14 protein-coding genes are annotated in these 25,557 nt (G+C 66.1%); 6 read left to right on the top strand and 8 right to left on the bottom strand.

Going from position 1 to position 25,557, the window contains the following annotated elements; translation table 11 throughout:
• Positions 1-21 precede the first annotated feature (21 nt).
• On the bottom strand, positions 22-201 hold the full coding sequence (locus ACOQPE_RS09880; RefSeq protein WP_420608751.1) for a hypothetical protein: 180 nt from the start codon (positions 199-201) through the stop codon (positions 22-24).
• A gap of 60 nt (positions 202-261) precedes the next feature.
• Between ACOQPE_RS09880 and rsmD the strand changes: the two genes are divergently transcribed.
• Entirely contained in the window at positions 262-822 is a 561-nt protein-coding gene (rsmD, locus tag ACOQPE_RS09875) for a 16S rRNA (guanine(966)-N(2))-methyltransferase RsmD (protein WP_420608750.1), read from the top strand.
• Here the strand turns inward: rsmD and ACOQPE_RS09870 are convergent.
• Complete coding sequence (locus ACOQPE_RS09870) at positions 795-2,423, bottom strand: HNH endonuclease signature motif containing protein (protein WP_420608749.1); 1,629 nt, start codon at positions 2,421-2,423, stop codon at positions 795-797. The genes rsmD and ACOQPE_RS09870 overlap by 28 nt on opposite strands.
• Positions 2,424-2,700: 277 nt before the next feature.
• Here ACOQPE_RS09870 and ACOQPE_RS09865 point away from each other — a divergent pair, with 277 nt between their 5' ends.
• From ACOQPE_RS09865 to ACOQPE_RS09855, 3 genes are all read left to right on the top strand, one after another.
• Positions 2,701-5,913: a hypothetical protein gene (locus tag ACOQPE_RS09865; RefSeq protein WP_420608748.1), complete on the top strand. Its 3,213-nt coding sequence runs from the start codon at positions 2,701-2,703 to the stop codon at positions 5,911-5,913.
• A 485-nt stretch (positions 5,914-6,398) separates the two neighbouring features.
• Positions 6,399-7,142 carry a hypothetical protein gene (locus ACOQPE_RS09860; RefSeq protein ID WP_420608747.1) on the top strand — a complete coding sequence of 248 codons (744 nt, stop codon included), beginning with the start codon at positions 6,399-6,401 and terminating at the stop codon, positions 7,140-7,142.
• 106 nt (positions 7,143-7,248) lie between these two features.
• The gene (locus ACOQPE_RS09855) at positions 7,249-10,662 is read left to right on the top strand and encodes a helicase-related protein (RefSeq protein ID WP_420608746.1); all 3,414 of its coding nucleotides are present in this window, start codon (positions 7,249-7,251) and stop codon (positions 10,660-10,662) included.
• Positions 10,663-10,668: 6 nt separating this feature from the next.
• Here the strand turns inward: ACOQPE_RS09855 and ACOQPE_RS09850 are convergent, their stop codons facing one another.
• The 3 genes from ACOQPE_RS09850 to ACOQPE_RS09840 form a co-directional block, all read right to left on the bottom strand.
• A complete protein-coding gene (locus tag ACOQPE_RS09850) occupies positions 10,669-16,971 on the bottom strand; it encodes a PEP/pyruvate-binding domain-containing protein (RefSeq protein ID WP_420608745.1) in 6,303 nt (2,100 codons plus the stop codon).
• A gap of 149 nt (positions 16,972-17,120) precedes the next feature.
• The gene (gene recG / locus ACOQPE_RS09845) at positions 17,121-19,343 is read right to left on the bottom strand and encodes an ATP-dependent DNA helicase RecG (protein ID WP_420608744.1); all 2,223 of its coding nucleotides are present in this window, start codon (positions 19,341-19,343) and stop codon (positions 17,121-17,123) included.
• Entirely contained in the window at positions 19,340-21,190 is a 1,851-nt protein-coding gene (locus ACOQPE_RS09840; RefSeq protein ID WP_420608743.1) for a DAK2 domain-containing protein, read from the bottom strand. The genes recG and ACOQPE_RS09840 overlap by 4 nt, the downstream gene beginning before the upstream one ends.
• A 153-nt stretch (positions 21,191-21,343) precedes the next feature.
• Between ACOQPE_RS09840 and ACOQPE_RS09835 the strand changes: the two genes are divergently transcribed.
• Both ACOQPE_RS09835 and ACOQPE_RS09830 read left to right on the top strand, forming a co-directional pair.
• Positions 21,344-21,541, top strand: a complete 198-nt coding sequence (locus ACOQPE_RS09835) for a hypothetical protein (RefSeq protein ID WP_420608742.1) — start codon at positions 21,344-21,346, stop codon at positions 21,539-21,541.
• Positions 21,542-21,590: 49 nt separating this feature from the next.
• Positions 21,591-23,417: a phosphoenolpyruvate carboxykinase (GTP) gene (locus tag ACOQPE_RS09830; protein WP_420611382.1), complete on the top strand. Its 1,827-nt coding sequence runs from the start codon at positions 21,591-21,593 to the stop codon at positions 23,415-23,417.
• 44 nt (positions 23,418-23,461) lie between these two features.
• Here ACOQPE_RS09830 and ACOQPE_RS09825 read toward each other — a convergent pair whose 3' ends face one another.
• The 3 genes from ACOQPE_RS09825 to ACOQPE_RS09815 all read right to left on the bottom strand — a co-directional run bounded on the left by ACOQPE_RS09825 (position 23,462) and on the right by ACOQPE_RS09815 (position 25,531).
• Positions 23,462-23,833: a hypothetical protein gene (locus ACOQPE_RS09825; RefSeq protein WP_420608741.1), complete on the bottom strand. Its 372-nt coding sequence runs from the start codon at positions 23,831-23,833 to the stop codon at positions 23,462-23,464.
• Positions 23,830-24,282 carry a hypothetical protein gene (locus ACOQPE_RS09820; protein ID WP_420608740.1) on the bottom strand — a complete coding sequence of 151 codons (453 nt, stop codon included), beginning with the start codon at positions 24,280-24,282 and terminating at the stop codon, positions 23,830-23,832. Before ACOQPE_RS09820 ends, ACOQPE_RS09825 begins: the two co-directional genes overlap by 4 nt.
• A gap of 97 nt (positions 24,283-24,379) precedes the next feature.
• A complete protein-coding gene (locus tag ACOQPE_RS09815) occupies positions 24,380-25,531 on the bottom strand; it encodes a CaiB/BaiF CoA transferase family protein (protein WP_420611381.1) in 1,152 nt (383 codons plus the stop codon).
• Positions 25,532-25,557 lie beyond the last annotated feature (26 nt).

Here is a 25,557-nt window from a genome sequence, read left to right as displayed (position 1 = left end):
CAGGCGATGCCGCGGCCCGGATCAGCCTGCGGTTTCGGTGTCAGGGACGATGAGATCCCAGCGATCGCCGCAGTCAGCACAGCGGTAGGCGACGACATCTCCGGGCTGGAAGCCCCAGTCCGGCTCCGGCACGCTCAGCAGACCGCAGCGCCCACCGCAGTCGACGCAGACGATCTCTGCGGGCACCGCGACGTCGTCCATGGTCGCAGTGTCGCATACGCCTGCTGCCACACCCGTGGGCCTCCCGCCTACGGTGACGCCATGCGCGTTGTCGGCGGGGCGTTGCGCGGTCGCCGCCTGGAGATGGCCGGCACGAAGGCGGTTCGTCCGACATCGGACCGCGCCCGCGAGGCCATATTCAACATGCTCGTGAGTCTGGGGTTGCCCGAGGACGCCACGGTGCTGGACCTGTTCGCCGGCTCCGGCGCGCTCGGCATCGAGGCGCTCTCGCGCGGTGCCGCGCACGCCACGCTCGTGGACTCCGACGCAGCGGCCTGCCGAACCATCGCAACCAACCTGACAGCACTCGGCATCAGCGATCGCGCCACGGTGATTCGGTCCGACGTCGGCCGGTACCTCGCGGTCCATGGCGATCCGGTCGACCTTGCATTCGCCGATCCGCCCTATCGGTTCGAAGGCTGGAGCGATGTCCTCGACACAGTCAACGCCAACGTGCTGGTGTGCGAATCGGACCGCGAGATCGAGCCCGGTTCGAACCATGCGTGGCAGACGCATCGCGTGCGCCGCTACGGCACGCCCGTCGTCACCCTGCTGGTGCGGCGAGACAGCAAGTTTCATGCCGCTGTGAACAGGTCGTGTTGATCGCTTTCTGGCGGTGATCGGTCGTCTTCGGTCGGGGAGCCATCGTCACCCATATCTCGATCCATCGAAGTGGGGCCGGCAGCTTCCCTGCCCTCACTGTGGCCGCGACTATCCGCCGACTGGTTCACACCGCCTGTTCGCACTTTGCTGACTGGTTTGCGCGATCGGGCTGGGTTGTGCGGATGTGCCGGGTCGGGTGGGGCCAGCCGAAACCGGCCGTCGCGGACGATCACTCGCCAGTTGTGGTCGTGGATGAGGTCGTGGCATGACCAGCACACCAGCACGAGGTTGTCGACGCGTGTCTTGCCGCCGCATTTCCACGGAATGATGTGGTGCGCCTCGCATTCGCCGGGGGGTTCGCCGCAGCCGATGCATGCGCCGTCGCGGGCGATCAGGGCGCGGCGCTGAGCCGCGGTCGGCGCCCGGCTGGCAACGGCCTCGTATAGCGGTGTGAAGTCTGCGCCGCACAAGACTAACGACAGGTCGGCGCCGCAGAGGAGCCGATCCAGCGTGCTCGGTGGGATGGGACCGGCGCCGGCGATCTCGGCAATACCGCCGGGCTTGCCCAGCAGTGCGTCGAGATCGGCTCGCACGATGATCTCCGTGACCGTGCGACGCTGCTCAAGGCCGATCAGATCGTCCGCCGACGGCGTTCGAATCAGCGCTGCTGAGGTCTCAGAAGACTCCGCTGCGGAGTGGTCTCCGGCGAACGGACGGTTTGCCGACGTGGGTACCTCAGAGGACTCCGCGGCGGCGCCAGGGCCAGGGCCAGCAGCAGCGCCTGTCGGGGCCGTAGCAGTCGATGGGGCGCCGGCGAGCAGCCTGTCGAGGGCGTCGGCCATGCGTTGATCACGTGTCCGAACAACAGCTTCGACCCGCGTGCCAGGAGGCGTCGTCCCATTGACGGCAGCTCCGTTTTCACCTGGGTCAGCGGTGCCTCCCGCGGCATGGGTGCTGTCGCGGAGCTTGCGGCGGTCGGCGCGTCGAAGCTGTTCGGCTGTGTCGCGCAGGCGGCTCTGGATTCGTGCGCCCATCTCGGCGTCGAACGCACCGCGCATCTGCACGGTGCCGTCTTCGCCGTTCCAGAACCGCACGCTGCGATTGCGCCGGTTGCGGCGATGCTGTGCTTCCAGGTTGGACGCGCTCTGGTGCTGGATTGTCCAGCGCTGGGCAGCCTGCGCGAACTCGTCTGCGGGCAGTGCTTTGGCCATTTCGACCAGGTCGGCATCGTCTTGGACTGCCTCGGGGCTGGTCTTGCGTGCGGCCTGCGCCAGGCTCGCAGCGTTCGCGAAGCTGATCTCGCCCTCGGCGACTGCCGACTGCGCGTCGGGCAGCGCGGTCAGTTCCGCCGTGACCCGGACGTTGCGGGCAGCCTCGGATCGGGACCGGCCGCCGACTTGGCTCAGCAGCCCGGCGCCCCCGTCGCCGTGCCGTTCACGCTGGGCGACCAGCGAAGCGGCTCGGGTCTCCAGCAGCTCAGCCTTGGTGCGCAGGGACTTGGCGAGACCTAGTGCGCGCCGCAGTTCGCCGGTCGGTGCCATCTCGACGCCGTCGAGGGCTGCGCTGAGGGATTCAAGCGCCTGCTGCACCTGTGAGAACATACGTTCATCATAGCCGCTGCATGTGACAAGAAGGCCTATTCAAAGCTATTCAGTTCATTACAGATATGTTACATCTAATTATTGGCTATAATAGTCAATGTCAGTAAATTACATATCCAAAGCACTGACGGGTAGTCATTGCGGGGTTCGATGATTCCCGCAATCAGCCTGTTCGCTCACACCCAAGCCGGACCAGTCGCGCCCACGCAACGCCCTGCAAGCCCAAAGCGCCACGGAATCACCTGAACTTCGCCGCGGAACTACGCTCAGCGCTCTCATGGAGGAGTTCCTCATTGACCGGGTGCCGCAGACGTGGACGGCGCCGTCTGGGTTTCCGAACTCCCTTGCAGCCGTCCAGCTGTTCGTCCAACCGGGGCGCAATGGCCTAGAGGTAGCGGTCGCGACAGCCACCCGCAAGCCGACTGTGGCCGATCTGCGTGCCGCATGGGCGGCCCGACGGAACAAGCGGGCTGCACCGGTGCTGCTGATCGTGTTCTACCCATCGCCTGAGGCTTCAGGCGGCGAGTGCGTAGCCCTATGCGGTCCGACAGGCGACCATCCGGTGCCGCATCTCGATGTGGAGGTATCCCAAGCCGAGCGTCTTGCCGACGTCGCCCTCAGCGAACCGAATCATCATGCGGCCACCCGCCTGCTGATGGCCGCCCTTCCGGAACTGGACTCGCCGTTTCCCGGCCTCCACAACTCGGGTTTGCTCGCAACCCAGGAACTCACCGCGGGCGTCCCGCTGCGCCCCGACTGGGCATCTGCCAGAGGCGATGCCGCTCCGCTGCTCGACAAGCGAGGCCGCCGGCTCATCGAGGGATTGGGCTACAAGATTGCGACGCTCGCCACAAACGCCTCATTGCTGACGATCGCCGGTCGGCGCGAGGCCATCGCCGTGTTCTGCGACGACAGCGAACCGTTCGAAGCGCCGTCCGACCGGTTCGACGGCATGTCGCCTGTGTCGAGAGCTCTGGCGCTGGCGGATCGGGAGAACGTCGACTGGGTGGTACTCACCCGCGCCTCGGAGATTCGCCTCTACTCAGCACGGCCCGGCGTCGGCGTGGGTCGCAAGGGCCGAGCAGAGACGTACGTCGAGCTGAACCTGTCGCTCCTCGCTGCCGCACAGGCCGGCTACCTGCACCTGCTGTTCTCGGCCACTGCAATCGCCCGTGGCGGTTCGCTGCATGAGATTCTCGACGACTCCGAGCGCTTTGCCGCCGATCTCGCTGTCCGGCTGCGCGAACGGGTCTACCACGAGACGGTTCCGACGCTGGCTCAGGCTGTCGCAACGCGGCTCGGCGACAACTCGCCCGCAGGCGGCATCAGCGAAACCGTCCTCGACAACGCTTACGAACAAGTCATGGTCATCTTGTTCCGGCTGTTGTTCGTCGCCTACGCCGAAGACAAGGATCTGCTCCCCTACCGCAGCAACGGCCGCTACGCGGATCACTCGCTGTCGCGCATGGCTCAACGACTCGCCGATGACGAGCACAACGCCAGGACTCATTTCGACAAGCGCGCCACCGACATGTGGGATGACGTATGCGGCCTGTGGGATGCGGTCAACCAGGGCAACGCCGACTGGGGCGTGCCGACCTACAACGGAGGCCTGTTCTCTGAGGATCCGAAGGTCAGCCCTACCGGCGCAGCGATCGCACAGTTGCGCCTCACTAACGCCGAGTTCGGCCCCGCTCTTGCGGCGGCGCTGGTCGACCACGGCCCTCAGGGGCTGGGTCCCGTCGACTTCCGGTCGCTGTCGGTGCGGGAGTTTGGAACGATCTATGAGGGTTTGCTGGAATCGAAGCTGTCAGTTGCACCTGACGACCTGACCGTCAAGAAAGTCAAAAGCGACCTGCAGTATGTGCCTGCCGGAGCGAAGGACGAGGCGGTGGTGAAGGCCGGCGAGGTGTACTTCCACAACCTTTCCGGCGCCCGCAAGGCGACAGGTTCCTACTTCACCAAGCCGTTCGCGGTAGAGCACCTGCTGGATCACGCGCTCGAACCCGCGCTCGACGACCACCTCGGCCGGCTCGACACGCTGCGAGACGCTGATGACGACGCTGGGGTGGCTGCGGCGTTCTTCGACTTCCGGTGTGCAGACATCGCCATGGGTTCCGCTCATTTCCTCGTGGCGGCAGTCGACCGGATCGAGGCACGTCTGTCGGCATGGCTTTCGCTACACCCGGTTCCGGCGATCACGGTGGAACTGAACAGGCTGCGAAACGTCGCCATGGACGAACTCGGCGACTTGGGCGACGGAGTCGAGATCGAGACCGGCTCGCTGCTGCGTCGCCAGATTGCTCGACACTGCGTCTATGGCGTCGACAAGAACCGCGTTGCCGTCGAGCTGGCGCGTCTCGCCATCTGGGTCCACACCTTCGTGCCCGGCCTCCCGCTGTCCTTCCTCGACCACAACCTCGTCCACGGCGACAGCCTCACCGGCGTTGCTTCGGTGGAGGACGGCGCGTTGGCTGTTCGGCCCAAAGGAGACAAATCGCAACCCTCGCTGTTCGTACACCAGTTGGAGATCATGATCGAGGCGATCCACGAGCCGCTGGCTCGGCTCGCCGCGCTGAACGACGCTGACAAGTCCGAAGTGGCAGCGGCGAGGGATGCTCACTTCGCCACTCGTTCAGCAGTCCGACCAATCGACGACGTGTTCGACGTGGCGACCGCTGTCCGTGCTGGGATGATCGAGATACATCGCGATTTTGACTTCACCCCGGCTCGTATCGCCGCACTGGCTGATGACCCTGTGGTGCGAAGCGTCATCGAACGACTGGCGCCCGTTCACTACCCGACGACATGGCCCGAGGTATTCGCGAGATCAGGGCGGAGCGGCTTCGATTGCCTGCTGGGCAACCCGCCGTGGGAGAAAGTGGTGGTCGACCGCGAAGTGTGGTGGGGCATGCACTTGCCCGGCGTGCGCTCGCTGCCGGTCGCGCGCCGCCGGGAACGCATTGACACGCTGGAAGCGCAACGGCCTGATCTCACAGGGGAGTTTGAGTCCGAGCGAGAACGCGCGGAGTTTCTCAAGCTGATCCTGCGAGCGGCGTTCCCCCATCTCGGCACCGGCCAGACCGACCTGTACAAGGCGTTCGCGTGGGCGAATCTCGCGCTCTGCCGCGATGGCGGCAGGCTGGGCATCGTCTTGCCGCGTTCGGCCGTCTCTGACGCGGGCATGGCGAACTGGCGTCAGGAGATTGTCAGCATCGACGGGGGGGGGGGGGACAAATCCAGTGCATCGCCACCTCAACCCTCATCAATCACAAGGGTTGGGTGTTCGAGGGAGTCCACAACTCCTACACGGTGGTGCTGGCCGCGGTCACGCGCAACTCACGGTCGTCACGTGCCTCAATGCCCAACAATGGACGTTCGACGACGTGGACGGCCGCTACACGATCGCCATCGTCGCGGCCCGCAAGCGCAGCCGGGCCGCCGAACCATGGGGGTGGCTTTGAGGCCGAAGCCGACGACCCGCACGTAGCGATCTACCCCGGACCGGCCCGCTCGCTCGCTCACTTTCGAGAACTGGTCGACGGCAAGCCCGAACTGATCCCGGTCTCAGAATTCCTGAGCTGGTCCAACACAGCAGCCTTTCCGCAGATTCCGCGACGTGATGCCTTCCGCGTGTGGCGGCGTATGAAGCTGCAGCCGCGTTTCGATGGCGCGAATGCGCCAGACGCGCTGGCCCCCCCCCCCCCGCAAGATTCTCAAGCATCAGGAACGGCCACGAACGTGGCGGTTCCGACCGGTCCAGGGCGACCTCAACGCCACGACCGACCGGCACCGCTTCCTCAACGACGATGGCGCTTCCGCCCAATCGCCGAGCTCCACGCGACGCACGACCGACACCTCTTCATGAACGACGATGGCGCTTCCGCCCTGTCCGTGAGTTCGACGCGACCCGGGACCGGGAGCGGTTCGTGAACGACGATGGCGCTGCGGCTCGGCGAACAAGTAGGCCTCGAGATGCCTGACATCTGGCCCGTCTACAAGGGCTCGTCGTTCAACATCTGGGAGCCCGACACGGGCACCTACTACGACAGCGCCGTTGCCGATGAGATGATCGAGCACCTACACGACAAACGCCTGACGCAGCGTTCGAAATCCGCCTCGGCCTTCGCCGCACAGGAACACGCCACTACTGACAATCCGGATACGTTGCCGTGTCTGCACGCACGAATCACCTTTCGTGACGTAGCTAGGGCGACTGATACACGCTCGCTGATCGCAGCGCTCGTGCCCGGTGAGCGAGTCATAGTGCATCAAGCGCCGTATCTCCTCAGGGTTGCTGGCACGCCGACGGATGAGGCCTTCCTTCTCGGTGTGCTTTCGTCCATGCCCTGTGACTGGCAGGCTCGCCGCAGCGTCGAATTGCACATGACATTCGAGCAGTTGGGATTGCTGTCCATTCCGGACCCGGGCAAGGGAAATCCTGTGCGGGATCGGGTGGTCGAGATTGCGGGACGGCTAGCTGCTGTCGATGACCGGTTCGCGGAGTGGGCCGCAGAGGTCGGGGTACCCGTTGGCTCAGCGAATAACGAGGCGACCAAGCAGGACCTGATTCACGAGCTCGATGCATGTGTGGCTCACCTGTACGGCCTTGATGAGGACGATCTCGAGATCATCTACACCACGTTCGACGAGAAGCGGTCCGAGCGCTACTTGGACCGGCTCGCGGCGGTCATCGAACACTTCAGGAGGTTGACATGACAGGTCCGCGGGCGGAAGAGATCACCGGCTGTTTCGACAGCGCAGGCGAACCTCATGAACGCTCACACGCCGGGATACCGTGAGCGACGCTTCGGGTCAGTCCGCAATGGCTGAGATGCCGAGCAAGCCCGAGCTGGCGGTCAACCGTGGCGGCCAGACAGTGGCGCAGGCGCTCAACGGGTTCATCACCCATGCCGCTACCGGCTTCGTGGGCGGTGCCGCAGTGGACATTGCAACCGCCTATTTCAATGTCGGCGGCTATTCCCTGCTGGCCGACGCACTCGACCATGCATCAGGCGTCCGGCTCCTGTTGGGCGCCGAGCCGCAGCCGCCGGAGAACCGCCGACGAGCACTGCACACCGAGCCTGCTCACCCGGCACGGGCAGCTCGGGCCCGGATGCACAGCGCGCTGGCGAAACAGGAGCAGCTCCTCCGGTTCGAACGCGACCACTTGGGCTTCAGCCGCCAGTCCCACGCAGCGGCGCGACGCCTCACCGATTGGCTGGCATCGCCAAGCGTGGAAGTGCGGCGTCTCGAGGGCCGATTCCTGCACGGCAAGGCTTTCGTGGTGGGCGACCGATCTCACGGCGTCGTGGCCGGATCGTCCAACTTCACCTACGCCGGGCTGGCATCCAACCTGGAGCTGAACCTCGGCAACTACGCACCGTACGTCGTGACACAAGTGCAGGAGTGGTTCGACGAGCTGTGGGATCAGGCAGCCCCGTACGATCTGGCCGCCCTGTTCGAGGCCAGGTTCGAGCCGCACTCACCGCAACTCGTGTACCTGCGGATGCTGTGGGAGCGCTACGGCGACGAACTGCAAGCCGAAGCTGACGCCGAGGGTGCCCCGCAGATTCACCTCACCTCGTTCCAAGCAGACGGACTGTGGCGGGCGCGCCGCATCCTCGACGAGCGGCACGGTGTGTTGGTGGCCGACGAGGTCGGTCTCGGCAAGACGTTCCTCGCTGGCGAGCTGATTCGCGAAGCCGCCCTGGAGCGCCGCCAGAAGGTGCTGGTGATCACACCTGCCACGCTGCGAGACGGCCCGTGGCGCGCGTTCCGAGCCGAACACAACCTGCCGATGGAGCTCGTGTCGTTCGAGGAGTTGATGGGTGACTCGCGCCTCAACCCCGAGCACGCCACCGGCATCACGCTCGACCAGCTCGACGTCAACGACTACGCGATGGTGGTGATCGACGAGGCACACAATCTGCGCAATCCATCCACGCAGCGGGCACAAGCGCTGCGACGGCTGCTCGCCGGATCGCCGCCGAAGCAACTCGTCATGCTGACTGCGACGCCGGTAAACAACAGCCTGTGGGACTTGTACCACCTGCTGGGCTACTTCCTGCGCAACGACGCGGAGTTCGCCGATGTCGGCATCGGCTCGCTGCGCGATCACTTCGCCAAGGCCGTCGCGCTCAACCCCGACGACCTGACTCCTGAGCATCTCTTCGACGTGCTCGACGCCGTGGCCGTGCGCCGCACCCGTTCGTTCGTAAAGCGCTTCTACCCCAACGACATCGTGCGCATAGGCGGACACGACACGCCGATCGTCTTCCCGACCCCTCGGGTCCGCAAGGTGAACTACGACCTCGACGCGGTCCTGCCCGGATTCTTCGACCGGTTCGCCGCAGCGCTCGATGCCGACCCTGTCGTCAGCACTGGGGAGTCTGACGTTGCCAAGACCGATGATCCGGCAAGCGCTGGGTGCACGCTGACTGACGAATCCACTGACACAAGCGCCCTCACACTGGCGCGCTACGCACCCTCGCGCTACCGGCTTGACCACGCGATCGACACCTACGAGTTGCAGCTCACCGGGCTGCTGCGCTCGGGCCTGTTGAAGCGTTTCGAATCGTCGCCCCACGCCTTCGCAGAGACCTGCGAGCGCATGGCAAATAGCCACGACGCGTTCCTGTCCCTGCTCGACGGAGGCCGGGTGGGCACCGGGGACGTACTGGCGGACTGGATCGCCGCCGACACCGATGATCTCGACGACAAGCAGCGTGACGCATTCCTGGATCACCTCGTGCACGTCACCGACGACGCCGCAGAATTCGACATCAAGCGGTTGCGCCGAGACACCGAGCGTGACCGAGAACTGCTGCGCGACTTTGCGGCCGAGGCACGCACCGTGACGCGGGACGCAGACCCGAACCTGGCTGCCCTCACCGACGAGCTTGCCGCTATCGCCGCCGACGCACGTGCCCATGGCATCGGTGCCGAAGACACCCGCGACCGGCACAAGGTGCTGATCTTCAGCTACTACGCCGACACCGTCGACTGGATTGTCGAGCACCTCGAAACGGTGTCGCACACAGACGAGCGGCTCGCTGCCTACCAAGGGCGCATCGCCTCGGTGGCAGGCAGCTCGGGCTCTGCCGACAAGGAATCGGTGCTGTGGGGATTCGCCCCGCGCACCACCGATGCGCCCGAGGGCCACGACGACGACCTGTACGACATCGTGGTGGCAACCGATGTGCTGGCCGAAGGCGTGAACCTGCAGCAGGCCTGCCACATCGTCAACTACGACCTTCCGTGGAATCCGATGCGCCTCGTGCAGCGTCACGGGCGCATCGACCGCATCGGCTCGCGCCACGCGGAGGTGTTTCTGCGCTGCGTCTTTCCCGACAGCCGGTTGGACGACCTACTCGGCCTCTCCGAACGACTGCACCGCAAGATCGCGCAAGCGGCGGCCAGTGTGGGCGTCGGCGAGATACTGCCCGATCAAGGCAAGCATCACGAGCTCAACTTCACCGAGACACGCGAGGAGATTGAACGCATCCGTCGCGAGGACGCAACCATGTTCGAGCGAGGCGGAACCGCGAAGGGCGTCCTGTCGGGCGAGGAGTTCCGCCAGGAGCTGCGCCGGGCAATGGAGGACGCAGATCTCGCAGAACACATCGCCGCGCTGCCGTGGGGCTCGGGTTCGGGAATGGCAGCCCATGCCGTCGACGGGCGAGCCGGCTACGTCTTTTGCGCCCGCGTCGGCGACCACCCGGCGCCCCTGTTCCGATTCGTCGACCGAGATGGGTCAGCTCCCGATGAGGTGGTAGTCGAGTCGCTGGCCTGCCTCGACCTCGCCCGCCCGCCTGCCGGCTTCGAGACCCCGCGCACATTGGAATACTCCGATGTCGAAGGCGCATTCGAAGCGTGGAAAGTTGCCCAGGACGACATTGTCCGCAAATGGAACGTCATGTCCGACAAGGCGAACCTCGAGCCGCGGATTTCGCCTCGGCTGGCCCGCGCCGCAGAAGTGGTGAGCGACCACTCGCCTCCGGAGATGACGCAAGACGACATCGACCGCACCGTCGACACGATCACGGCGCCCTACCCGGAGCGGACCATCCGAACGCTCGCCGCAGCGCTCAAGAGCTCGGCGAGTCCGGCTGAGCAGGCCGCCGAGATCATCAGGGTGATCGACGCGCTCGGCCTGCAGCCCTACGAGCCACCCGAGCCCTTGCCCGAGATCACGCCTGACGACGTCTACTGCGTCACCTGGCTCGCCCTCGTGTGACTGGCGTCAGTCGTTGTCGGTGATGGTGCCGATGCCTTCGCCGTCGGCGATCGCTGCTTGCGACGCGGAGTACAGCACGACTCTGAACGTCTCGTCGTCTTCGGTTCGGCTGTCGTCGACCGCTGCCACGGTGATGGTCTTGGTTGTCTCGCCGGGACTGAAGGTCAGCATCCCGTAGGCCTGCGCGAAGTCCGCGAACGTCGCCGACAACTCAGCCCCGAACGCAGGTCGCGCGTAATAGTGCACCCACACATAACGGCCGCTGGCCGGACTGAGCGTCACCGTGAAGGTCAGCGTGCCGCCCTCGCTAGCCGACGCGTCGCTGATCGACAACGACGGCGTCGCGTTCGGCGGCGGGTCGTCGTCGTCGGCCACCGCCACCGCGGCTGTGCCCGCCGACGGGGACACGGTGTAGCCGCTGCCCGAACCCACCGTCGCCGTGACCGTGCCCTCGGCCTCGTCGGTGCTATCGCCGGTCGTGGCGACGGTCAAGGTGACAGTGCCCGAAGTCGGGATGGTCACTTGACGCGTGCCGACCGCTACGCCGTAATCGCCCGACTGCGAAACGGTCACCTCCACCGTCAAAGCCGCCGACGGCGCAGGGTCAGCAGTGACCGTGAACACCGCGTCGCCGCCCTCGGTGACCCCGCCGCCGGCCGTGACGGTCACCTCAGGCGGGTCGTCGTCATCGGCGACAGCGACCGTTGCTGTGCCGGCGGTCGCGGAGATCGTGTAGCCGCTGCCGGCGCTGACGGTCGCTGTGACCGACCCGTCGGCCTCATCGGCGGTGTCGTTCGCCGTCGCCACGGTGAGCGTGACACTGCCGCCGGTGGGCACCGTCACCGTCCGAGAGCCCGGCGACACGCCGAAATCGCCGACCTGAGCCACGGTCACGTCCACCGTCAAAGCCGCCGTCGGCGCCGGGTCCGCGGTGACCGTGAAGGTCGCGTCGCCGCCCTCGGTGACCCCGCCGCCTGCTGTGATGCTGACCTCAGGATCAGCCACAGGCGCAGGCGGATCGTCGTCGTCCGCGACCGCGACCGTGGCTGTGCCCGCTGTGGGGGACACGGTGTAGCCGGTGCCGCCGTTGATCGTGACAGCGACCGACCCGTCGGCCTCATCCGCGGAGTCGTTCACGGTGGCCACCGTCAGCGTGACTGTGCCCGATGTCGGGACGGTCACCTGGCGCGTGCCGGTCGCCACGCCGAAGTCGCCTGTCTGAGCCACGGTCACGTCCACCGTCAAAGCCGCTGTCGGCGCCGGATCAGCAGTGACCGTGAACGTCGCGTCGCCGCCCTCGGCGATCCCGCCGCCGGCCGCGACGCTCACCACAGGAACAGCCGCAGGCGGCGGGTCGTCGTCGCACTGGGCCATGGCCACCAGCGTGCGCACCGTGCGGTCCCAGCGGTCATTGTCGAACTGCGCCTTGACCGCCTGCGCGTCGGCCACGGTCATCGCCTCCTCGCCGGTGTCCACCCCCAACGCGGCCAGCACCCGATCCCAGCGCTGCTGATGGGCAGCATGGGAATACTCGCCGCGCCAGCCAGTCACCTCAGACACCGTCACCGCGTCAGACGGCAAAGACGGCACGCACACCGACGGCGGCGGGGCCGGGTCGTCGTCATCGGCCACCGCAACCGACGCGGTGCCCGCAGACTGGGACACGGTGTAACCCGTACCGGTATTGACAGTGGCGGTGACCGACCCGTCAGCCTCGTCGACCAAGTCGCCGGTCGTCGCCACCGTCAGCGTGACAGTGCCCGAGGCGGGGACCGTGACGGTGTGCGACCCCGGCGACACACCGAAATCGCCCGACACGACGACCGCCACGGTCACGTCCAACGCCGCCGACGGCACCGGAACCGCAGACACCGTGAACACCGCGTCGCCACCCTCGGTGATCCCGCCGCCCGCAGCGATAGCGACCTCCGGGTCCGGCTGGACCACCGTCTGCGCCGGAATGCCAGCGACCGTCAGCGTGAACGACCCCGGCGTCGACGCGTGAAACGTCGTCGCCTCGATCGTGTAACCGCCCGCCCCCAGCGTCCGACTGATCCGCGAGTCAAAGCTGCCGCCGCCGTCATCGTCAGACGCCACCGCAGCACCCGACCTCTGGCCCACACCCCGGCGCAGATACAAATACGTGTCAGCCGACGACTCCAGATCAATCGTCACCCGGCCCGGGCCGTCCAACGAGAACGAAAAGAACCGCGCAAAACGGCCCGCACGCGCCGACGAACCGCACCCCGCAGCCCACTGCCCGGTGACGCTCCCGTCGCCCGACAGCACCGCCACGCACGGATCGGCCACCGGCACCGCATCATCGTCATCAGACACCGCCACCGACGCCGAACCCGCCGCCGCAGAGACCGTGTAGCCAGCGCCGGTGCTGAGGTTCGCCGTCACCGACCCGTCAGCCTCGTCCGTCGAGTCGTTCGCCGTCGCCACCGTCAGCGTCGCGGTCCCGGAGGCGGGGATGGTCACCTGACGCGAACCGCCAGTGATGCCGTAATCGCCGGTCTGGGAGACCGACACGGTGACTGTCAACGCAGCCGACGGCGCCGGAACAGCAGACACCGTGAACACCGCGTCGCCGCCCTCGCTGATACCGCTGCCCGCCGTGATGCTCACCACAGGATCAGACACCGGCGGATCGTCGTCATCTCGCACCGCGACCGCAGCCGTGCCCGCAGTCGCCGACACCGTGTAACCGCTCCCTACGCCGACGGTCGCAGTGACCGACCCGTCAGCCTCGTCAGCGCTGTCGTCGGCTGTAGTGACCGTGAGCGTCGCCGTGCCTGACGTCGGGACCGTGACCGTCCGCGAACCCGGCGTCACGCCGAAGTCACCAGTCTGGGCGACTGCCACAGACACATCCAACCCCGCCCACGGCGCAGGACTGGCAGACACCGTGAACACCGCATCGCCGCCCTCACCGACATCAGCACCCCCAGCGATGCTGACCACAGGCACATCGTCATCAGCCACCCCAACAGACGCCGACCCGACCGTTGCGGAGACCCTGTAGCCCGAGCCAGCACTGACCGCCGCAGTGACCGACCCATCGGCCTCATCAGCCGAGTCGCCGGCCGTAGCGACAGTCAAGGTCGCGCTGCCGGTAGTGGGGATCGTCACCGTATGCGACCCCGGCGACACACCGAAATCCCCCGACGCAGACACCGCCACGGTCACAGCCAGCGCGGCTGTCGGCGCCGGGTCGGCGGTGACCGTGAACACCGCAACACCGCCCTCGTCGATGTCGGCGCCGGCTGTGATGCTGACCTCGGGCGGCGGGGGATGGCATGACATGGCGGCGTTGATGGGCACCCAGCCAGGCCACGACTTGCCGTCGCTGAACGCCTTCACCGCCTCAGGAGTGGTCGAGGCGAGGACGGCGCCGCCAGGAGGCGCAGGCAACGGATCAGCCCCCAGATAAGCCAGGACCTGCCAGAACACAACCTCGTTGCCGCCATTGTTGTCGGTGTGCCACGCAAACGCAGCACGCGCCCGGCCGATGGCCGTCGCAACATCACACAGCGGGCCGTCGTCGTCTTCGACGGTCGCGGTATCTGACTGAGGAGCGCCGAGGGTATAGCCGACGTCAGCATTCAGGGCGGCGGTGACGACGCTGTTGTGCTCGGCTTGAGAGTCCGGCTCCGTCCCGATAGCGATGGTTGCATTGGTTTGATTCGCAGGAATCGTGACTTCGGCAGGCAACGTGCTCACGAGCATCTGGCCGGTTTCGTACACCGTGAAGCCGACGCTGAGAGGCACCGACTGGATCCCACCGCTGCGAGTGACCACAAGCTGAAGATCGTCGCCTTCGGTGACTTGGTCGTCGACAAAGGCAAGAGACACCGTCGGTTTGGGCACGACGAGCGGTTCGGTGAACAGCCACGGCCGTGCCTGCTTGATGGCCAGCACGTTGTCGGCAGTGATCTTGAACTCAATCTCGATCGCATAGTCGTCGCCGGTCTTGACGGCGTACAACGCCTTGAAATGATCGTGGATCGTGGCGAGATTGCTGCGCAGCTGCTTCATCTGAGCGTCGGTCATGAGCAGCTCTCGTGAAGCCTTCAGGTTCGAATACGACAGCACCGTCGCAATACCGTTGGCGTCGAGAAAGATCTCCTCCGGTCGTGACAGCGCTTCGGGGTTGGTGACCAAGTCCTCACCGACTTGTGAGTTGACGTAGTACATGCCGTCCCGATGCGTGAATGGGTCATAGCTGACGGCCACTCCGTTGACGAGTTCGTCTTCGTAGTTGGGGTGTACGAGCACTCCCATGGCAACCGTGGTGTGGTCGACGCGATGAAAGTCGCGTTCGCGAAATGCACGGTAGTTCCATAAGCTGGCCCAGACGCTCTTGATCGACTTGTCGATGCCGTCATCTGTCGTCTCGTCAGGATCTTGGGTTTTTGAGCTGTAGAGACCGGCACCGCTGAACGATGGCAGATCCTCGTTGTTCGTGCTCGAACGGTACCGTAACGACTGTCCGTTCGGATACTTGGCGTGCATTGCAGCCAAAGCGTCAGTGATGAACTTGGGCGTGGTGGCATCCTTGATGGCGTCACGCAAGTCGTCCAGCATCTCTTCTTGGATGTCATAGTCAGCCTGGAACTTGGCGTGGGCCAACATCTGCGTGACAGCGCTGGCCAGCGTCGTTCCGGCGGCCAACGTGATCTTTTCGTCGTCGGGCCACTTCTTCTTGCCGAGCAGAGTTTTCTCAGTGACCGTCGCCTGCTTCATGAATTCGTCGTAGAAGTAGAACGGAATCGCGAAACCGACCGGTGCAGTGCCATCTGGCAGCGAGAGCTGTGCAAGCTCAGCAACGTTGGCTGCCTTGACGCCGAAGGCAGTCCAGTCAGCGAACTCTACATCGGCAAGCGATGCGATCTCGGTGACGCTCAAATCACGCTGCAGCGTCTGCATCTGCGCTGGCCGCAGCTTCTCGTAATGCGCATCGACTTCGGCTTTGGATGCCTTGCGAACAGTGTACCCGTCCGCCGTCACGGAAAAATGAACATAGCTTCCGATCAGCGAGACGATCGACTCCTCATCCAGTACATCCCGAATGAACGCATTAGGGAGACCATTCTGGACAGCCCGCAAGTTCACATGCGACAACGGCGTCTGAGGCACCGTCGTAATCGTCCCAGCAACACGGGGCAGATCATTCGGAAGCGAGCGATAGATAGCAACATCGTACGGGAGCGGATGCTCTCCGTCCTCCATCAACCGCAGACGACCATATCCTTCCGCTTGATTGAGCGCAACGAAGGCCACATCTGGCAAGATGTCTTCCTGCAACAAGACGTTGACCCTCGATGCATCGAAGTCTGCCTTCTGGCGATTGTACTGGTCCAAAAATGACCAGCCGACAGGATGGTAGGCGAGATTATTGTCGAGAAGTGGCATCGCAGACGCGAGAATCTCATGCGCACGCTCCACGCGTGCGAACGAAAAATCGCGCCAATGGGCTGACGATGCATCAAAGCGGTAGAGCCCCAGAGAGCCGTCTGGGGCGACGACATTTGGGTGATAGATGAGTGTGCCTCGTATGTCATCACGGAATGTTTCGTAGAACCCCAGCTTCTGGGCGAAATCCAAGTGCCGAATCGTGTTGTTGGTATTCATGAAATAGACAGTCGGGCGATCAGACAAGGCGTTCAAAATCCAGAAGTTGACGAACTCCACATCTCCAAAGTAAGTTCCGCCGATCGGCACGCCTTTGAGGGCGAGCATCTCGAAGGCGCTGCGGTCCGGAATGGCCACAGCCCCGAGGGCGTCGTCGCTGATTTGTCCGGGATTCACTGGGTTGTGGGTTCCCAGATCTGCGAGTTCGGTGAGGTCGTCGATGCAATCACCGTCGATGTCGGCAGGCTGGCTCACCGAGTATTTCTCGACGAGGTAGCGGTCGGCGCTCAACGGACTGAGATTGTCTGCGAGGGAGGTGGTCCCATCTTCCCCCAACACCACGGCGATCGGCAGATCTGTCGTGGGCGAACTGCTGTCGATTCTGATGTACAGAACAAAGTAGTCGTCAGTGGTCGAGGCCACTTCGATCGGGACGTCGGTGACGGCGACGGAGGCAGGAGTCGGCGCGACCCAGCCAGACTCGCACGGCCCTGGCGGAGGGGTCGCCGCGCCCGCAGAGAGCGGCAGCAGCGCAGCAGCGGTCAGTACGCCAAGGGCCGCAATCAAGCACCGCAATAGCGACCTGCCGCGCAGCGGGCCGGCGGGGAAGAGGCGCCTGTTCGCATCGTCCGAGCTCACCACTAGCAGGGCCACGTGTTTCCCGCCCGCCATGCCGTAGACATTACGTGCCCTGACCTCCTGTCAAGATCCGTTCAGCAGTTCAGTGCCATGTTCGAGGAGGTCGAGCCAGTTCGACCTGCGTCGATGTCGGCGATCACCCCTGACGATGGCGATCGGATCACTGGCTTTCCGTCGTGCGATCAGCTGCGCTGTAGGTAGTCGGGATCGCGACGGCTGGCGAACCAGTCGACCTCGTCTGCCAGCGCCGGATGCGCATCGAGGTCGCCGTCGGCCGTGATGAGATCGGCGGCAGCGTCGCGGGCAGCCTGCACCCAGTGCAGGTCGCGGACCAGCGACGCCAGCTTCAGGTCGCTGCGCCCAGACTGTCTTTCGTCGAACAGCGTGCCCTCGCCGCGGAGCTCGAGGTCGCGCTCGGCCAGTTCGAACCCGTCGTTCGTCGCGGCCAGCGCGCTCAGCCGCTCGACAGCGATCGCTGTCGGGTCCTCGTCGCTGACGAGATAGCACGACGATGCATGGCTGCCCCGGCCCACCCGACCTCGCAGCTGGTGCAGCTGCGCGATGCCGAATCGGTCTGCCGACAGCACCGCCATGACCGTGGCATTCGGAACGTCGATCCCGACTTCGATGACCGTCGTCGCGACCAGGGCGTCGAGATCGCCCGCCCGGAATCGGGCCATCGTTGCTTCCTTCTCGGGCATCGGCAGGCGCCCGTGGAGCAGCCCGACCCGCAGGCCCGCCAAGGCGCCCGCCGACAGCTCTGCGTGCGTCTGCTCCGCCGAGCGCGCGTCGAGACTCTCGCTCTCGGCGACCAGCGGGCACACCACATAGGCCTGACGCCCGGCTTCGATCTCGCGCTGCACGTCGATCCACATCGATTCAGTCGCAAGGGGACCGCGCACCCACTGCGTAGCGATCGGCGTGCGGCCCGGCGGGAGCTCGTCGAGCACCGAGACGTCGAGATCGCCATACACCGTCATGGCCGCCGTGCGGGGAATCGGCGTAGCGGTCATGACCAGCAGGTGGGGAATGCGGCGGTCGTCACGGCCGCTCTCGCGCAGCCGCGCACGCTGAGACACGCCGAAACGGTGCTGCTCGTCGACCACCACAACGCTGAGCGATGCGAACTTCACCGACTCCTCCAGAAGCGCGTGCGTGCCGACGACGATGTCCGCGGAACCGGTCGCAACCTGCACCAGCACTTCACGACGCTGCGTCGCCGAGCTCGAGCCGCTGAGCAGGCACAGGCGCAGCGGCCGACGGCCGCCGAGTCGCCCTTCGTCTGGCACTTCGAACCCGTCGAGCAAGGCGCGCAGGGCGAAATAGTGCTGTTCGGCCAGCACCTCCGTCGGCGCCATGAGCGCGCCCTGGTGGCCGTTCTGGACCGCAATGAGCAATGCGTGCAACGCCACCAGCGTCTTGCCCGAGCCGACGTCGCCCTGCAGCAGGCGGTGCATCGGGCGCAGCATGCTCACGTCGGCGTCGATCTCCGCCATCGCACGCTGCTGCGCTCCTGTCAGCGTATACGGGAGTCGCCGGTGAAATGCCTCGATGAGCGTGCCAGTCGGCTCGTGTGCGATGCCGAGTTCATGGGCCTCGCGCGCCAAGCGCTGGCTTCGCAGCATCAGCTGCACCCGCATCAGCTCGTCGAACACCAGCCGATCCCGAGCCGCCCACCGGTCCGCCATCGACGGCGGATCGTGGATGTCGGCCAGCGCTCGCGACCGGCTCGCGAGCCCGAGCCGCTTGCGCCATCGACTGGGCACCGGATCAGCGATGCCACGGCCTGCACAGCGTCGCTGCGCCTCCGCAACCCAGTTCGCCACGTCCCACGTGACGATGCCGGAGGTCTCCGACTGCGGGTAGATCGCCACGATCTTGCCCGTGCGGTCTGCGGATGCGGAACGGTCTGCTGTGGAACCGCCGCTCAGCACATCGACCACGGGGTTCGTCATCTGCTTGCGGCCGCGGTAGTTCTCCACCTTGCCGAACAGCGCCACGGTGCGGCCCTCGGTGAGCTGACGCTCACGCCATGCCTGATTGAAGAACACGACGCTCAGCACGCCGCTGGCATCGGTGACATCTACGCTCACCAGTCGCCGGCCTCCGCGCAGGCGACGGCTCGACACCGACAGCACGTCGGCCACGACGGTGATCTCCGACCCGATCTCAGCCTCGCTGATCGGGGCTTGGGCCGTGCGGTCGACGTAGCGCCGGGGATAGTACGTGAGCAGATCGAATACAGACTCGACGCCGACTTCGGCCAGGGCCTTGCGGCGCTGCGGGCCGACACCGTTGAGCCGGTCAACGCCGATCGCGTCGAGCTCCCGCAGCGTCAGCGGATCCTTCGCAGCTGCCCCCGGGGACCGGCCCGCAGCGGGCTGGCTGGGTTGGGGTGTGTTCATTCGATGCCGAAGAGGTACGGGTAGTGGTCCTGGCCGCCGACGTGCCGCTCGATCTCGACGTCGGGCCAGTGCTCGGCGAGCCACGCCATCACTTCGGCTGTCTCGGCGGCTTGGGCGCCGGCGCCTTCGATGAGCGTGAGGATCTCGTGGGCTGGGGTGAGCATGTTCTCGAGCAGCCGGATAGCCGCCGCTGCCGCGGTGTCGCCGGCAGCGGAGATGCCCCCGTCGTCGAGGCCGATCCACTGCCCGACAGCGACATCGCCTGTCGGTGCGGTCGTGTCACGCACTGCCTGGGTCACTTCTCCTGCCGACACCGCATCCGCGGCGTCGCCCATCGAAGCGGCGTTGACGTCAGCGCTCGCGTCGGGGTCGTACCCGATGAGGGCTGCGAGGCCCGCGGGCACCGAGGTCGTCGCGACGACCGTCACTGTCTTGTCGGCGTGATCGCCCGCTTGCCGGGCCACCGGGACGATGTTGGAGTTGTTGGGCAGCACCACGACCTGCTGTGAAGGCGCGGACTCGATGGCCGCAAGGAGTTCAGCCGTCGAGGGATTCATGGTCTGGCCGCCGGTGACGAGCTCGTGGCAGCCCAGCGCAGCGAACAGCTCATCGAGGCCCGCCGCGGGCGAGACCGCGACCACCGCACATCCCACGAGCGGTCGCTGCGCAGACTCAGCCGAAGCCCCGTCCGCCGCACCTGCGTGCGCACCGGGCTGGCCTGCGTGCGCACCATGCGCACCGTGGCCTCCGAGGCTGGCGACCTGCTCGTGGAGATCGGTGATCTGGATGCGATGCGGCCGTCCCACATCGATGCCTGCCTCGATGACGGGGCCGATGTCATCGGTGTGGATATGGCAATTCCACAGCCCGTCGCCGCCCACCATCACGATCGAATCGCCCAAGGCATCCCAGGCAGACTTGAACTGGTCGATGTTCTCATCGGGCGCCGCGAGCAGGTACATCACCTCGTAACGAGTGCCAGACGGATCGTGCACGTCATGACCGCCGCCATCGCCGGGGTCGAGGTGACTGTGCAATTCGGCGCGTTGCTCAGCGACAGGATCGACAGGGTCACTGGCCAGGTTGGTGCCAGCGTTCCCGTGAGCGATGACTGCAGCCACCTCGGCCGGCAAGTCGACCTCTGCCGGCAAAGGGCGCCCGTCGACCACGCTCAGCAGTGCGTCGAGCAGCAGCAGGTAACCGGCGGCACCCGCGTCGACCACTCCAGCGTCCGCCAGCACCGGCAGCTGCTGCGGGGTTGCCTCCAGCGCTGCCTGGCCGGCTTGCCGTGCGCTCTCGAGCACGGCTGCCAGCGCCGTCGCGCCGGTGCCCCGCTCATCGGGGGCGAGAGCTTCGAGCGCGCTCTGCGCCGCCTGGGCTGATGCGCGCGCGACACTCAGGATCGTGCCCTCGACGGGCCGCATGACGGCACTGTCGGCAGCGGTGCTCGCGGCAACCAAGCCTTCGGCGAGCAGCTCGGCGTCGATGGGCGGATCGCTGTCGGGATCTTCGTCCCCGGGAGCGAGCGTGGCCGCAAGGCCCCGCAGCAACTGGCTGACGATGACGCCGCTGTTGCCGCGCGCTCCCATGAGCGCGCCGTGCGAGATCGCTCGGCAGATGTCGCCCCTGCCGGCGCCGGACAGGAGCAATTCCTCGGTGACCGCTGCGAGCGTCAAGGCCATGTTGGTACCGGTGTCGCCATCGGGCACCGGATAGACGTTGAGGCGATCGATCGTGACCCGGTGCTGGTTGAGCGCGGATTGATAACGGCGCATGACCTCGGCCAGCGCTTCGCTGTCGAGAGAGGGCACTACCCCCACGGATGTATGAGCGTTGCTGTCGCCCATGGACGCCGAAGCTACAACGCGCCCGCGGCGACCGGTTGGTAGCGTTCCGGGGACTGCGCGAGCCGCCGCTGCGGCCGGGCAGATTCCCTGCCACTGGAGGCGCGTGTGCAAGGCGTCATCAAGTCGTACGACCCGGCATCGCGAGTCGGGATCGTGACTGACGATGTCACGCGCTCCGAGCACGAACTGGCCCCAAATGCCCTGGACGGATCCATTTTCCGGATGGTGCGGCAAGGCCAGCGAGTGATCTACGACCTGGACGAACGGGGGCTCGCCACACGGCTGCGTCTCGGCTCGGAAGTGGATCTGGGAACACCTGATTGGATCACCGCCGGGGGGGAGACAGCGTGATCTGAGGCCGGCGCAGGCGCGCCGGCCGAGGAGCGAGTTACCAGTCTCGATTCGTGCGCGAGCGCGAGACTCGGACCCGGAGGACAATTTGCCTGCGACCACTCACCGTCAGCTGATCGATTGGGTCGATCATTGGGCCGGCGTGCTGCGACCCGATGCAGTCCATTGGTGCGACGGCTCACAAGCAGAGTACGAGCAGCTCTGCAGCCAGATGGTGGAATCGGGAACCCTCATCCCGCTTGATTCCGACGCGCGCCCCAACAGCTACCTCGCCCGGTCCGATCCGGGCGATGTCGCCCGCGTCGAGGACCGCACCTTCATCTGCACCGAGCGCGAGCTGGACGCGGGTCCCAACAACAACTGGCGCGCACCTGATGACATGCGCGAGGAGCTGCTGAAGCTGTTCGGTGGCTCGATGCGCGGACGCACGATGTACGTGGTGCCGTTCTCGATGGGGCCGCTGGGCAGCCACATCGCACACATCGGAGTCCAGCTCACCGATTCGCCCTACGTGGCAGCCTCCATGCGGATCATGACCCGTATGGGTCAAGCCGCGCTCGACGTGCTCGGCGACGATCCCTTCGTGCCGTGCGTTCACTCGCTCGGCGCGCCGCTGGAAGCGGGCCAAGCCGACGTGCCCTGGCCGTGCGACGCCGACCGCAAGTACATCGTCCACTTTCCCGAGACACGCGAGATCTGGTCGTACGGATCGGGCTACGGCGGCAACGCGCTGCTGGGCAAGAAGTGCTTTGCCCTGCGGATCGCATCGACGATGGCCCGCGACGAGGGTTGGCTGGCGGAGCACATGCTGATCGTGGGCGTGACGCCCCCCGACGGCGAGACCGTCTACGTGGCGGCTGCGTTCCCGTCGGCCTGCGGCAAGACGAACATGGCGATGATGATCCCGACGCTGCCCGGCTGGAAGGTGCGCACCATCGGCGACGACATCGCCTGGATGAAGTTCGGAGACGACGGCCGCCTGCATGCCATCAATCCCGAGGCCGGCATCTTCGGCGTGGCACCCGGCACGGGCGACGACACCAATCCGAACGCGCTCGGCACGATGTGGGGCAACTGCATGTTCACCAACGTGGCGCAGACGCCCGACGGCGACGTCTGGTGGGAAGGTCTCACGCCGGAGCCGCCCGAGGGCATCATCGACTGGCGCGGCAACGAGTGGTCGGCCTCCGGCGGCACGCCCGCTGCGCACCCCAATGCCCGCTTCACGGCGCCCGCCGGGCAGTGCCCCTCGATTGCGCCCGAGTGGGAGGATCCCGCCGGCGTGCCGATCTCGGCGATCCTCTTCGGCGGCCGGCGAGCAACCACGGTTCCCTTGGTAGCGGAGGCGTTCGACTGGGAGCACGGCGTGTTCCTGGGTTCCCAGATGTCATCGGAGAAAACCGCTGCCGCCGCGGGCGCCATCGGCGAAGTGCGGCGAGATCCGTTCGCGATGCTGCCCTTCTGCGGCTACAACTTCGGCGACTATTTCCAGCACTGGCTCGACATCGGTCACATGCCGGGAACCCAGCTGCCAAAGCTGTTCTACGTGAACTGGTTCCGCAAGGACGCCGACGGCAACTTCATCTGGCCGGGCTTCGGCGACAATTCCCGGGTGCTGAAGTGGGTGGTGGAGCGCGTTGGAGGCCACGGAGAGGCCGTGCCGACAGCGATCGGCCTGGTGCCTCCGCCCGAGGCGCTCGACACCAGCGGCCTCGACCTGACCGATGCCGAGATCGAAACGCTGCTCGGTGTCGATGAAGACGATTGGCGAGCCGAGATCGACATGATCGAGGCGCACTACCGCAACCTGGGCGAGCGCCTGCCCCCGCCGATGCGTCACCAACTCGACCTTCTGGAAGAGCGGCTCGGGCTCTGAACGGCTGCGCTGAACGGCGCCCCACGGCCGGCCCGCCAGGATCGTCAGCTGCCCAGGAACATGGCTCGGATGGCGAGCCCCATGATGAACAACGCGCCGAGGCCGAACAGCTCGTAACGACGGTGTTCCAGCTGCTGGCGGTAGGCGTAGACGAAGAGGACCGCGACCGCGCAGCAGACCCCGTAGAAGACGTGGAAGGCCGGGGCATCGACCGCGGCAGCTCGCATCAGGATGACTCCCGACGTGAGCTGCACGAACACCAGCACCCATGCGCCGCCCAAGAGCCACCACAGGCTGCGGTGGCGCAGCGTTTCCCAGCGCCTCGCCCCGAGCGCCCACAGCCCGGCCGCTCCGTTCGACAGCACCATCGCCCAGCCCAGCGCCGTATGGACCGCCGCCCAGACGTCAGCGCTCACTGAGGCGGCGACTGTGCCTGATGGTCTCGCCGCTGAGGCGGCGAGACGTGCTGCGTGAACAGGTGAATGAACATCAGCAGGTTCTGGGCGTCACCGTGGCCATTGGCGAGGTTCAGTTCGCCGGGACGGCGGGCCTCGGTGTCGCTGAGCTTCATGACGTCGAGCGCCCGCAGGAGCCCGACCGGTGCGCCGGCGGAAACCAACTCGCCGATGTCGCGCACGATGTGACGGCCCCGAAGTCCCTGAGATTGGATGAGGCTGCGCAGCAACAGGCGGGCCAGCGCGCAGGCACTCGCCGGAGACACGTCGGCAACGGCGACAGCTTCGGCATACAGCGGCACGAGCTTGCGATCGAGCCCCGGAGGTGCGTCGCTCGGCTCCCGGCCTTCCTGCTCGCCGGCGCTGGCCGGTCCCGCAGCGTCGGCTCCAGTGTCAGAGAATGCGCTCAAAGCACGACCTTCTCGTTGCGTCACCTATTGTTTCCCGCTCTTGTTCGCTCCGCTCACGGGCCGCTCGGGCCACGGCTTCGCCATTCGGCTCAGCCTCTCAGGCGACGGCACCGGTGTCGCGCAGCTTTGCGATGTCGTCGGGGTCGTAACCGGCGATGGCCAGTACCTCATCGGTGTGCTGGCCCGGATGCGCCGGCGGCCCTTGCACGGCCTGGACCGTGCGGCTGAAGCGCGGCGACGGGCTCGGCTGGATCACACCGGCCACCTCGCAGAACACGTCGCGATGGACGTTGTGCGCGTGCTGCGGGGCCTCCTCCAACGTCAGCACCGGTGCGAAGCACACGTCGGTGGCATCCATGATCTCGCACCACTCGTCGCGGGTCTTCGACCTGAAAACCTCCGCAATGCGGTCCTTCTGGTGCGGCCAGCGGCTGCGCGAGTGCTGCTTGGCGAACTCAGGATCCTCGTCGAGGCCGGTCAGGCGCAGCAGCTCGGCGTAGAACTGCGGCTCGATCGATCCGACCGAGATGTAGTTGCCGTCGGCGCACTCGTACACGTCGTAGAAGTGGCTGCCGGTGTCGAGCAGGTTGGTGCCGCGCTCGTCGTTCCAGACCCCGAGCGCCCGCATGGAATGGAACATCGCCATGAGCGTTGCGGCACCGTCGACCATGGCTGCGTCGATCACCTGGCCTTGGCCGGAGCGCTGTGACTCGAACAGGGCGCAGGCCACGCCAAACGCAAGCAGCATGCCGCCGCCACCGAAGTCGCCCACGAGGTTCAGCGGCGCGATCGGCGGCTCTCCCTTGCGGCCAATGGGATCGAGTGCGCCAGCCAGCGCGATGTAGTTGATGTCGTGCCCGGCACCCATGTGATAAGGGCCTTCCTGACCCCAGCCAGTCATGCGGCCGTAGACGAGTTGCGGGTTGCGTGCGAGACACTCGTCGGGTCCGATGCCGAGCCGCTCCATCACGCCGGGCCGGAATCCCTCGATGAGCGCGTCGGAGTGCTCTACCAACCGCAACAGTGCCTCGATCCCGTCGGAGTTCTTGAGGTCGAGGCCGATCGACGAACGACCACGGGCGAGCACGTCGATCGGCGGGGTGTCGGGGTCGCGGTCGCGCACTCTGGCAGCGCGGTCGATGCGGATGACCTCCGCCCCCATGTCCGAGAGCATCATCCCGCAAAACGGCCCGGGGCCGATGCCCTGCAACTCGATGACGCGAACGCCTGCCAGCGGTCCAGTGCCCATCGTCACTCCCGATCTCGTGGTTTCCC

Origin of the sequence: Candidatus Poriferisodalis sp., assembly GCF_965219595.1 — a bacterium.
Classification (GTDB): Bacteria; Actinomycetota; Acidimicrobiia; order Acidimicrobiales; family Poriferisodalaceae; genus Poriferisodalis.
The sequence above is the reverse complement of the archived record's forward strand: the minus strand, read 5'-3'. Positions and strand labels throughout refer to the sequence as shown.

Bases quoted from the DNA above. Each gene is read 5' to 3' on its own strand.
- ACOQPE_RS09880 (WP_420608751.1), bottom strand. From the start codon at position 201: ATGGACGACGTCGCGGTGCCCGCAGAGATCGTCTGCGTCGACTGCGGT.
- rsmD (WP_420608750.1), top strand. From the start codon at position 262: ATGCGCGTTGTCGGCGGGGCGTTGCGCGGTCGCCGCCTGGAGATGGCC.
- ACOQPE_RS09870 (WP_420608749.1), bottom strand. From the start codon at position 2,423: ATGTTCTCACAGGTGCAGCAGGCGCTTGAATCCCTCAGCGCAGCCCTC.
- ACOQPE_RS09865 (WP_420608748.1), top strand. From the start codon at position 2,701: ATGGAGGAGTTCCTCATTGACCGGGTGCCGCAGACGTGGACGGCGCCG.
- ACOQPE_RS09860 (WP_420608747.1), top strand. From the start codon at position 6,399: ATGCCTGACATCTGGCCCGTCTACAAGGGCTCGTCGTTCAACATCTGG.
- ACOQPE_RS09855 (WP_420608746.1), top strand. From the start codon at position 7,249: ATGGCTGAGATGCCGAGCAAGCCCGAGCTGGCGGTCAACCGTGGCGGC.
- ACOQPE_RS09850 (WP_420608745.1), bottom strand. From the start codon at position 16,971: ATGGCGGGCGGGAAACACGTGGCCCTGCTAGTGGTGAGCTCGGACGAT.
- recG (WP_420608744.1), bottom strand. From the start codon at position 19,343: ATGAACACACCCCAACCCAGCCAGCCCGCTGCGGGCCGGTCCCCGGGG.
- ACOQPE_RS09840 (WP_420608743.1), bottom strand. From the start codon at position 21,190: ATGGGCGACAGCAACGCTCATACATCCGTGGGGGTAGTGCCCTCTCTC.
- ACOQPE_RS09815 (WP_420611381.1), bottom strand. From the start codon at position 25,531: ATGGGCACTGGACCGCTGGCAGGCGTTCGCGTCATCGAGTTGCAGGGC.